Below are 10,550 nucleotides of genomic sequence, written 5' to 3' on the forward strand. Positions count from 1 at the left end.
CCAAACAAAGCGGCTGCATCTTCGCCCACTGGGCGTCCGTCAAAACGAATCGCTGCATCCAAAACTCCTTTCGGAGCTTGAATCACGGACGTTCCAATCTGTGAATCCTGAATCTCAACAGACCCTAAAGCGCGATGACGATTCAATCCAATCTCATCGCGCTTTAGGTTATTGACGAGCCACAAAGACCATTCGTCAGATAATCTTCGATGCGGCAATCGTCGCCGGACTGATGCCAAGTCTCGGAGCGATCTGGTTGGCGATTTGCGCTCCGAGCCATACACCTCCAGTGTGTCCGAGATGATCCGGCGTGGGAATCCCCAACTCGTCGGCGGTATTTGCGCCATTGCGTTTGGTGATGCCGTCAAACTGCCAGTGCACGCCGAGATAAACGCGACTGACGGAGTTGTCGGTGATTACGCTCCAGAGACTGTCGTGACTGAGCGTCAGATGGTCGCGCGGAAGCATCGTTCGCGGATCGTTGTTGCGGCCATTGTACTCGTCGGAGACGAAATCAAAGGCGAATTTGTCGACCCCATGCTGATTGAACGACGTCACGCCCTTTTCGACGAGGAAGAGCCTCAACAGCTGGAATGCGGCCGCACCGAAGGTCGCATGTCCGGAGGGGTAGGCCGGAAAGTCCGGCGTCAGGCCAATGCCGCTTCCGTTGGTGTCGGGGCGGCCGAGCGGCAGCCAGTTCGGGACGGCTTTTCCATTGTCCGTAACAGCTCTTTGAATGCCCACCACGGGACGCCACATCATGTGCGTATCGGCATATTTGTAGTGCCACGCGTCGATCCCGGCATCGGCCATTGCAACCGCCGCGCCGCCGACGATCGTCAGCTCGTCGGCGAGGGTCAATTTGCCGGGCGTCCGGGCCTCAATGGCGTCCAAAGCCGTCAGCAAGACCTGGAGATAAAGTCGCGGCGGGGTGCCCAACTCCGGCGGGCCATCATACCCCCATGCGGTGCCGACCACTTCTTCGGCCAAGGTCCGGGAGCCTGCCGTGCGCTGAAGGCCTCCCTTCTCCACGATCTTGGCGAAATCGGCTTGATAGTGCGGCGTCGGCTCGACCTGCGTTGGCGATATGCGGCCTGGAGGCGCCGGAAAGTTCGCGATTCGCGTCGCCAGCAACGGCGTGCACTCGCCCCATTTTCCGCCGGCGTAACGCTGGGTCGGCTGGTTCGGAGGGGCGATATGCGTATAGGGCGCGCCGGTTGCGGTATATTGATCCGCGGCGGCGTTGGTCGCATCGCTTGCGCCGAGGGCGTGCACCGCGTCGCCGAACGCACGCCCGGCGTGCTCTGCCGAGCTTCCGGCCTGCCCGAGACCGAAATATTCGAGCCAGGTGCTCCAAGCCGGATCCAGGAAGCGAGTCTGATTTGGATATCGCCTGAGCAGCACCTGGGCGCAGGCGGCGGCTGCCGCGACCTGGGCGTTCGCACTGCCAAGACCTGGGGGAGCGGCGACGTTCAAAAGACGGGGGCGGCTGCTTGCATGTGCATGGGCGTCATTGAGTGCGGCGAGTGCCATGCCCAACGCCCGCGCCGTCAAAAAGGGGCCCTTTTGATCGCCAGGACTGAGTGCTTGCGTATGATCCCGGCGGACGCATTCGATTGCCATATCGACCCAATAGCGAAGCTGTTTAGAAGTCGCGGTCATTCGTAATCTCCTTCTGCAATATTGCCGGTCCCGTTCAAATGATGATGGCGCCACGTGCAATCTGGGCGTGTGGCCCGTGCACTCTATCCGTGGGGGCGAAGAGCAGATGTGATCCAACGTACAGGCGTGGCGATTGGCCGCGGCGCAGCACCGGGTCCGGCTAAACCTGCGTCTGCTGAACGGCGACAAAATCGCGCTTAAAGAAGGCGATCCTTTATGGCCACGGTGCCCTCGAGGAGCAGCGGCAAAAATCGTTCGATCAATTCCTGCGCCGGCACGCGGTCGACATGGGCGCCCATGTTGATGGCAGCGACAATCACATTGTCGTAGCGGCGCACCGGAACCGAGATCGAGCGGAAATGCGGCTCGGCCTCGCGATCGACCAGCGCGTAGCCTTGCGCGCGATCGGCGAGGATGCGCGCGAGCAATGCCTTGGGATCGGTCTCCGTGTGCGGCGTCAGCGCCTCGCGCTTCATCGCTTTCAGACACGCAGCAAGCTCGGCATCGTCGAGCTGGCCGAGCATGGCGCGGCCAACCGAGGTGCAGAAGGCCGGCAGGCGATAGCCGATGTCGAGCCCACCTGAAAACATCCGCGCCGGGCTACTGCGCGCGATGAACACGACCTCGTCGCCGTCGAGTATCGCGAGCGAGCAGATTTCGTTGGCCGCTGTCGCGACGCGATCGAGCACCGGTTGCAGGACCGTGACGAGCTGGCTCGACCGCAGATACGATGCAGCCAGTGTCAGCACATGTGGCGTCAGCGAAAACAGCTTGCCGTCGCCACTGACGAAGCCGCCGCGCTGGAGCGTGAACAGCATGCGCCGCGCGGTGGCGCGTGGAAGCTCCGCGGCACGGGCGAGATCGCTCAGCGTCATCGGGCCGGCCGTGGTGCCGAAGCATTGCAGCAGGCGCAGGCCGCGATCGAGGCTCTCGACGAAATCCGTCGCGCGCTCGTCGCTCTCGCTTCGCTTCAGCTTGGGCATGGTTTCAGGGACATTCCTGCAAAATAGTGCTTGCTGCCGGATCGAGGCATGTCATAATTCGCCCATTCGTTCAATAGGCGAACAAACGCCACTCCACAAGGATGCACTCGCCATGATGAGCCAGGAGCAGAACGACCTGATCACCCGCACCGGTCCGAAGGACCCCTGCGGAAAGCTGATGCGGAGCTACTGGCAGCCGGCGGCGCTGGTGGACGAGCTCGACGGCGATCGCCCGATCCGTCCCGTCAAACTGCTCGGCGAAAACCTGGTGCTGTTCCGCGACGAGCGAGGGCGCTACGGCCTGATCGATCGGCACTGCGCGCATCGCGGCGCCGATCTCGCCTTCGGACGGCTCGAGCATGGCGGCCTGCGCTGCGCCTTCCATGGCTGGCTGTTCGACGCCACCGGGCAATGCATCGAGACGCCGGCGGAGCCGAAGGACTCAAAGCTCTGCCAGAACATCCGCCAGCGCTCTTATCCCGTGGTGGAGAAGAGCGGCATCCTCTGGGCCTGGCTCGGCGAGGGAGAGCCGCCGGCCTTTCCGGAGCTCGACTGTTTTGTCGCGCCCGATACCCACACCTTTGCGTTCAAGGGCCACATGGCCTGCAACTGGCTCCAGGCGCTCGAGGTCGGCATCGATCCCGCGCACGCCTCCTATCTGCATCGCTTCTTCGAGGACGAGGACACGTCGACCGCTTACGGCAAGCAGTTCCGCGGCGCATCGGCAGGCTCCGACCTGCCGATGACGAAGATCCTCCGCGAATACGGCCGCCCGATCATCAATGTCGAGCACACCGAATACGGCCTGCGGCTGATCGCGCTGCGCGAGATCGACGAGGAGCGCACCCATGTGCGCGTCACCAACCAGCTCTTCCCGCACGGCTTCGTCATCCCCATGAGCACGGAGATGACCATCACGCAGTGGCACGTGCCGGTCGACGACGAGAACTGCTACTGGTACGCGATCTTCACCAGCTATTCGAACGCGGTGGACAAGCAGAAGATGCGCGACCAGCGGCTCGAGCTCTATGAGCTGCCGGACTACAAATCTCGCAAGAACAGCAGCAACGACTACGGCTTCGATCCGCACGAACAGCAGACCGCGACCTATACCGGCATGGGCACCGACATCAACGTCCACGACCAGTGGGCGGTGGAATCGATGGGCGCGATCCAGGATCGCACCAGGGAGCATCTCGGCTCGAGCGACAAGGCGATCGTGCAATACCGCCGCCTGCTGCGGCAGGAGATCGAGAAAGTCGCAGGCGGCGAGAAGCCGATGCTGCATCTCGACGAGAGCACCGCACGCTCGATCCAGGGCCCGGCGACCATGGACGGCATCGGGCCGACACGAGGCTGGGAGACCTACTGGATGGAAGTCGACGTCAAGCGCCGCCGCGGCGCACCGTGGACGGCGCCGGTGCCGAAGGAGATCGCAGACAACGTGCATCGGCTGACGGCGGCGGAGTGAGGGTCGCCGCCGGCGAGTCGCGACGGCGGCTCCACAGCCTATACTGTCATGCCCCGCGAAGGCGGGGCATCCAGTACGCCGCGGCCTCTCGTGGACACACGGACGTCTCTGGAATACTGGATCGTCCGCCCCAGTGCGCAGCGCGCACAAGGCGGACGATGACAGCATGGACCAAGGAGCAACCATAGTGACTTTCGTCGCGCGTCATGCGCTGTGGTCGGATGAGCAGAAGGACGCGGCGACGCGCATGCGCCGTCTCGTCGAGGAGAAGAACCTCGAAGTCATCCGCCTCGCCTTCCCCGACCAGCACGGCATTTTGCGCGGCAAGACCATCATCGCCTCCGAGGCGATCGCCTCGCTGGAGAGCGGCTGCTCCATCACCACCACCATGCTCGCCAAGGACACCTCGCACCGCACGGTGTTTCCGGTGTTCACGTCAGGCGGCGGCTTCGGCATGAAGGAGATGGAGGGCGCGGCCGACGTGCTGATGGTCGCAGATCCCACCACGTTTCGCGTTTTGCCGTGGGCGCCGACCACCGGCTGGGTTCTCTGCGACCTTTATTTTAGTGACGGCCGTCCCGTGCCGTTCGCGACGCGCGGGCTCTATCGCAAGGTGCTCGACGAGCTCGGCGCGCGCGGCCACGATTTCGTCGCGGGCCTCGAGGTCGAATTCCACATCTTCAAGCTCGACGATTCGCATATGCGCCCGGAAGATGCCGGCCAGCCCGGCACGCCGCCTTCGGTGAGCCTGCTCAGCCATGGCTATCAATACCTCACCGAGCAGCGCTTCGATCAGATGGAGCCGGTGCTGGAGATCCTGCGCCGTGACATCGTCGCGCTCGGTCTGCCCTTGCGTTCGGTGGAGGTCGAGTTCGGGCCGAGCCAGTGCGAATTCACCTTCGCGCCGAAGAAGGGTCTGGAGCCCGCGGACAACATGGTGCTGTTCCGCTCTGCCGTGAAGCAGATCGCGCACCGCCACGGCTATCACGCCACCTTCATGTGCCGGCCGAAGCTGGCGAATTTGTTCGCGAGCGGCTGGCATCTGCACCAATCGGTGGTCTCACGCGCGAGCGGCGACAACGTATTCATGGCCAAGGAAACGACCAAGGAGGGCGGCGAGCCGCTCAGCGCGTTCGGCCGCGCCTGGCTTGCCGGCCTGCTCGACCACGCCCGCGCGTCGACCGTATTCACCACCCCGACCATCAATGGCTACAAGCGCTACCGCTCCTATTCGCTGGCGCCGGACCGCGCGATCTGGGGCCGCGACAATCGCGGCGTGATGATCCGCGTGCTCGGTGCGGCCGGCGATGCCGCCACGCGCCTGGAAAACCGCATCGGCGAGCCCGCCGCCAATCCCTATCTCTACATGGCCTCGCAGATTCTCTCAGGCCTCGACGGCGTCGACCGCAAGCTCGATCCCGGCCCGTCCGCCGACACGCCCTACGAGACCAAGGCGCCGCTCTTGCCGAAGTCGCTTCGTGATGCGGTCATCGCGCTGAAGGACGATCCGTTCTTCCGCGAAAAACTTGGCGCCGAGTTCGTCGATTATTACACCCACATCAAGAATGCCGAGATCGACCGCTTCCTGTCTGAGGTAACCGACTGGGAGCATCGCGAATACTTTGAGGTGTTCTGACATCCTCCCTTGGAGGGCGGGTAAAAGGCGCAGCGACCCCACTGCTCACACGCCCGTGAGGCGACTTCGTCCCACCTGTTCCGACGACATCACATCGCGGTCCGACGAAGCCATTTTCCCCGCTCCCCGAAAACCGCCGGAAAGACACGCGGGTTAAGCTCTGCCCAATGATCAACAGCGGAGTTCGGTCATGTGGGATCAATTGTTCAGCCTGATCTATCGCCTGTCCTGCCGGGCCACCCTGATCGAAATCGGCGGACATCGGTTGGCGCGCTAGCGTCAGGTAGGTGCGAATTAGGTAAGACGGATTGACCAGATAACGGGGGTTTCCATGCGCAAGCTGATCCTGATCGCGACGATGTCGCTTCTCGCGACCCAAGCTTATGCCGGCGGTCCGCGCAGCCTGAGCCTCGCGGCAACCAATGCGGGCCAGCAGACTACCGAGCAGCCGGCTGCGCCGGCGACGGGTACGCCACAGGCGGTACAGACGCCGGCGGCAACGCAGCCGACGAATGTCCAGACAGCGACCACCACACCGACTTCAACTGGTGCCACCGCGCCGACGACCGTGACAGCGCCGGCCGTAACAACGCCCACGCAGTCCTCGGCCGCACCGGTGACCAGCACGGCCGAGACAACCAGGCCGAAGCGCCGCCAGCCATCCACAGAGGCGCGCGTGATCCGCGAACTGCATCGGCATGGGATCTATTGGTGAGGGCCCAATGTCGTCCTGGCGAAAGCCAGGACCCATTTCCCCAGGAAAAAATTTGGCGAAGACTGGTCGCTCGGTACTGATGCCCACCGCAATCGATGGACTGCGCGGTATGGGTCCTGGCTTTCGCCGGGACGACGCTGAGTGAGCCGCAAGAGCGTCCCGTCCCTCAGCTCACCGCCCTCTCAAATCCCCAAATACTTGTGCTGCAGATCCGGCTCGGCCAGCAACTCGTCGGAGGTACCGCTCCACACCGTCTTGCCGCGCTCGATGATGGTGTGGCGGTCGCAGATGCGGGCGAGGTGGTCGACGTTCTTGTCGACGACCAGGATCGACTGTCCCCGGCTCTTGAGCAGCGACAGGCAGTTCCAGATCTCTTCGCGGATCAGCGGCGCCAGGCCTTCGGTCGCTTCATCCAAAATGAGGAGCTTCGGGTTGGTCATCAGCGCGCGGCCGATCGCGAGCATCTGCTGCTCGCCGCCGGAGAGCTGGTTGCCCATGTTGGAGGCGCGCTCGGCGAGACGCGGAAACAGCACGTAGATCGCGGCCAGCGTCCAGGGATTGGCGCTGCCAAAGCGATCCGCGGCCGCCGCGACCAGGTTTTCACGCACGGTGAGGTTCGGGAAGATCTGCCGTCCCTCGGGGACGAGGCCGACGCCGAGCTTTGCGATTCGGTAGGACGGTTGCGTCCGCACCTCCGCCCCCGCGAAGCGGATACTGCCTGCGCGCGCCGGCGTCAGGCCCATGATGGAGCGGATGGTCGTGGTCTTGCCCATGCCGTTGCGGCCCATCAGCGAGACCATTTCGCCTGATTTGATCGACAGCGACAGGCCGAACAGCACCTGGGACAGGCCGTAGCAGGTCTCGATGCCGTCGACCTCGAGCAGCGTGTCAGCCATCACTTTTTCAGCCATGGTGCGTCACCACATGCGCCTCGCCGAGATAGGCGCGCTTGACGTCCTCGTTCGCCCGGATCGCGGCCGGATCGCCGGAGGCGATGACGCGGCCATAGACCAGCACCGAGATGCGGTCGGCCAGCGCGAACACCGCGGGCATGTCGTGCTCGACCAGCACGATGGAGACCTCTTTGCGCAGCTCCTGGAGCAGTTGCACCATGCGCTGGGATTCGGTGACGCCGAGGCCCGCCATCGGCTCGTCGAGCAGCAAAAGTTTCGGCTTGCTTGCCAGCGCAACCGCAAGCTCGATCTGGCGACGCTCGCCATGGCTGAGCCTGGACACCAGGACATCGGCACGATGGGCGAGACCGACGCGATCGAGCGCGGCATGCGCGGCATCGCGCAGGCCCTTCTCCTTCCGCGCATTGGCGAAGAAGCGGAACGAGTGGCCTGCATGTGCCTGCGCCGCGAGCGCGACATTGTCGGCGGCGGTGAAGTCGAGCAGCAGCGAGGTGATCTGGAACGAACGTGCCAGGCCGAGCGCGCAGCGGCGATAGGCCGGCAGATAGGTGATGTCGCGACCGCCGAGCGAGACGCTGCCGGAATGCGGCGCGAGATGCCCGGTGAGCTGGCTGATCAGCGTGGTCTTGCCGGCGCCGTTCGGGCCGATGATGGCGTGCAGCTCACCTGCCGCGACGTCGAGCGAGACGTTGTCGGTCGCAATGATGCCGCCGAAGCGGCGCACCAGCTTTTCGACGCGGAGCAAGGGTTCAGCCACGGTTGAGCCTCCCGAGCAGGCCCATGATGCCGCCGCGGCCGAACAGCACGATCAGCAGCAGCAGCGGGCCCATGATCAGCGCCCAGTATTCGGTGAGCTGCGACAAGAACTCTTCCAGCAGCAGATACACCACCGCACCCATGACCGGGCCGAACAGCGTGCCCATGCCCCCGAGGATCACCATCACCATGAGGTCGCCGGAACGGGTCCAGTACATCACGGCCGGGCTGACGAAATCGGTGTTGTTGGCGAGCAGGGCGCCGGCGAGCCCGCACATCGTGCCCGAGATGACGAAGCAGACCAGTTGGTAGCGTTTCGAGGGAAAACCGATCGCCTGCATGCGCTGCTCGTTGGAGCGCAGGCCCTGCAGGACGAGGCCGAAGCGCGAATTGGCGATGCGCCAGATCAGGAAAACCACGCCGAACAGGCAGGCGAGGCAGAGATAATAGAACTGCGTCCGGTTCGACAGGTTGATCAGCCCGGAGAAGTCGCTGCGCTTGTAGACGGTGAGGCCGTCATCACCGCCATAACGCGCAAGCCCCGAGGCGACGTAATAGGCCATCTGTGCGAAGGCGAGCGTGATCATGATGAAATAGACGCCGCGGGTGCGCAGGGAGAGCGCGCCGATCACCAACGCGTAGATCGCGGAGGCCGCGAGCGCGACCGGAAACTGGATGAAGCCGCTTCCGACGCCTTCCTGCGCCAGCATGCCGACCGCGTAGCCGCCGATGCCGAGATAGGCGGCGTGGCCAAAACTCATCATGCCGCCAAAACCCATGATGAGGTTGAGGCTCGCGGCCGCCAGCGCCAGGATGACGATGCGGGTGAACAGCGTCAGGATGAAGATGTTGCCGGAGAGCTGCGAATAGAGCGGCAGCAGCACCAAGCCCGCCAGCATCAGGGCCGTGACGGCCTTGCTCACAGTGAAAGCCTTCATCGACGGTTGGCCGGAAACAGCCCCTCCGGCCGCACCACCAGCACGATCGCCATCAGCAGATAGATCAGCATGGACGACAGCGCGGGCGCGGCGGTGGAGGCTGCGGCGCCGCTGAGCACCTGCCGCAACAAATTCGGCAGGAAGGCGCGGCCGAGCGTGTCGATCATGCCGACCAGGATCGCGGCCAGGAACGCGCCGCGGATCGAGCCGATGCCGCCGATCACGATGATGACGAAGGCGAGGATCAAAATGTTCTCGCCCATGCCGATCTGCACGGTGAGGATCGGCGCCTGCATGAGACCGGCAAGGCCCGCGAGCGCGGCACCGAGGCCGAACACCAAGGTGTAGAGCAGCTTGATGTTGATGCCGAGCGCGCCGATCATCTCGCGATTGGAGGCGCCGGCGCGGATCAGCATGCCGATGCGGGTGCGCATCACGCCGAGATAGAGCAGAAGCGCGACCAGCAGCGCCACCGCGATGATGGCGAGGCGATAGGCGGGATAGTGAATGCCGGGCAGGATCGGCACCGGCACGGTGAGCCAGACCGGGAGCGGCAGCGCAAGGCCGGCCGGCCCCCAGATCAGCCGCACGGCTTCGTTGAAGAACAGGATCAGGCCGAAGGTCGCGAGCACGTGGTCGAGATGGTCGCGGCCGTAGAGATGCCGCAGCGCGCTCATCTCGAGCACGATGCCGAGCACGAGCGTCGCGCCGAGCGCCAGCAGCGCGCCGAGCAGGAAGCTGCCGGTCCAGGCCGCGAAGGTCGCGGCGAAATAGGCGCCCATCATATAGAGCGAGCCGTGCGCGAGGTTGACGAGATCCATGATCCCGAACACCAGCGTCAGGCCGGCGGCGAGCAGGAACAGCAGCAGGCCGAACTGCAATCCGTTCAAGAACTGTTCGACGACGAGCAGCATCAAAACTCTTTCAGGCGCACGCAGGTTCGCGCCGATGTTCGAACACGGTCGCCATCAGTGAAAGAGCTCCCCCTGCCTGTACAAGGCGAAAAAATGGGTAATGGCAGTATCGTTCCGAGGCAAGAGCGATTTGACACCAAACATGCACTTTGTTGCATGCCGATGCATGCGATCGAGCGGCTCTCCGCAAAGCGGCTCTCTGCAAGAAGGCTGCCGCCCGGCAAGAAGACTGCGGTGCAGAATGGGTCAACCTGCCGCACCCAAAACGATCACCCTCCCCCCGTTGCCGGGGGGAGGGTGTGAAATTCGTCGCAACGTTAGGAAGGATGCGCCTCAAGCATGATCCGGAAAAGTGCGAAGCGGTTTTCCGAAAAGATCATGCTCAAACAACAACCTAAAGCGCGACGATGATTCATCCTCATCTCATCGCGCTTTAGGGTCTGTTGAGATTCACTTGGAATGGATGACAGCGGTGGCGAGGTAGATCATCGCTTCGAAGCTGCCGTCTGTCTTGTCACATCGCATCGCTATGCGTTTGAATTCCTTCAGCTTGCCGAAGAA

10 protein-coding genes are annotated in these 10,550 nt (G+C 63.6%); 3 read left to right on the forward strand and 7 right to left on the reverse strand.

Annotated elements, in window-relative coordinates; translation table 11 throughout:
- The 3 genes from QCM77_RS44730 to QCM77_RS44740 form a co-directional block, all read right to left on the reverse strand.
- A partial coding sequence (locus QCM77_RS44730; RefSeq protein WP_280096995.1) for a hypothetical protein occupies positions 1–185 on the reverse strand: 185 nt, incomplete at its 3' end.
- Positions 186–195: 10 nt separating this feature from the next.
- On the reverse strand, positions 196–1,779 hold the full coding sequence (locus QCM77_RS44735) for a vanadium-dependent haloperoxidase (protein WP_280096996.1): 1,584 nt from the start codon (positions 1,777–1,779) through the stop codon (positions 196–198).
- A gap of 80 nt (positions 1,780–1,859) precedes the next feature.
- Positions 1,860–2,645, reverse strand: a complete 786-nt coding sequence (locus QCM77_RS44740; protein WP_279691360.1) for an IclR family transcriptional regulator domain-containing protein — start codon at positions 2,643–2,645, stop codon at positions 1,860–1,862.
- 112 nt (positions 2,646–2,757) lie between these two features.
- On the opposite strand from QCM77_RS44740, the gene QCM77_RS44745 reads away from it, so the two are divergent.
- The 3 genes from QCM77_RS44745 (at position 2,758) to QCM77_RS44755 (ending at position 6,467) form a co-directional block, all read left to right on the forward strand.
- A complete protein-coding gene (locus QCM77_RS44745; RefSeq protein ID WP_279691361.1) occupies positions 2,758–4,116 on the forward strand; it encodes an aromatic ring-hydroxylating dioxygenase subunit alpha in 1,359 nt (452 codons plus the stop codon).
- 187 nt (positions 4,117–4,303) lie between these two features.
- The gene (locus QCM77_RS44750) at positions 4,304–5,752 is read left to right on the forward strand and encodes a glutamine synthetase family protein (protein WP_280096997.1); all 1,449 of its coding nucleotides are present in this window, start codon (positions 4,304–4,306) and stop codon (positions 5,750–5,752) included.
- Positions 5,753–6,083: 331 nt separating this feature from the next.
- Positions 6,084–6,467: a hypothetical protein gene (locus QCM77_RS44755; protein ID WP_280096998.1), complete on the forward strand. Its 384-nt coding sequence runs from the start codon at positions 6,084–6,086 to the stop codon at positions 6,465–6,467.
- Positions 6,468–6,649: 182 nt separating this feature from the next.
- Here the strand turns inward: QCM77_RS44755 and QCM77_RS44760 are convergent, their stop codons facing one another.
- Genes QCM77_RS44760 through QCM77_RS44775 form a run of 4 tightly spaced genes read right to left on the reverse strand, consistent with a single transcriptional unit; the run spans position 6,650 to position 9,989 of the window.
- Complete coding sequence (locus QCM77_RS44760; protein ID WP_280096999.1) at positions 6,650–7,378, reverse strand: ABC transporter ATP-binding protein; 729 nt, start codon at positions 7,376–7,378, stop codon at positions 6,650–6,652.
- Complete coding sequence (locus tag QCM77_RS44765; protein WP_279667009.1) at positions 7,371–8,138, reverse strand: ABC transporter ATP-binding protein; 768 nt, start codon at positions 8,136–8,138, stop codon at positions 7,371–7,373. The genes QCM77_RS44760 and QCM77_RS44765 overlap by 8 nt, the downstream gene beginning before the upstream one ends.
- Positions 8,131–9,075, reverse strand: a complete 945-nt coding sequence (locus QCM77_RS44770; protein ID WP_279667008.1) for a branched-chain amino acid ABC transporter permease — start codon at positions 9,073–9,075, stop codon at positions 8,131–8,133. The genes QCM77_RS44765 and QCM77_RS44770 overlap by 8 nt, the downstream gene beginning before the upstream one ends.
- Positions 9,072–9,989, reverse strand: coding sequence for a branched-chain amino acid ABC transporter permease (locus tag QCM77_RS44775; protein WP_211395372.1), 918 nt, complete (start codon positions 9,987–9,989; stop codon positions 9,072–9,074). Before QCM77_RS44775 ends, QCM77_RS44770 begins: the two co-directional genes overlap by 4 nt.
- Between the last annotated feature and the right edge of the window lie 561 nt (positions 9,990–10,550).

Origin of the sequence: Bradyrhizobium nivariense, assembly GCF_029846695.2 — a bacterium.
In the GTDB taxonomy this organism is placed as follows: Bacteria; Pseudomonadota; Alphaproteobacteria; order Rhizobiales; family Xanthobacteraceae; genus Bradyrhizobium.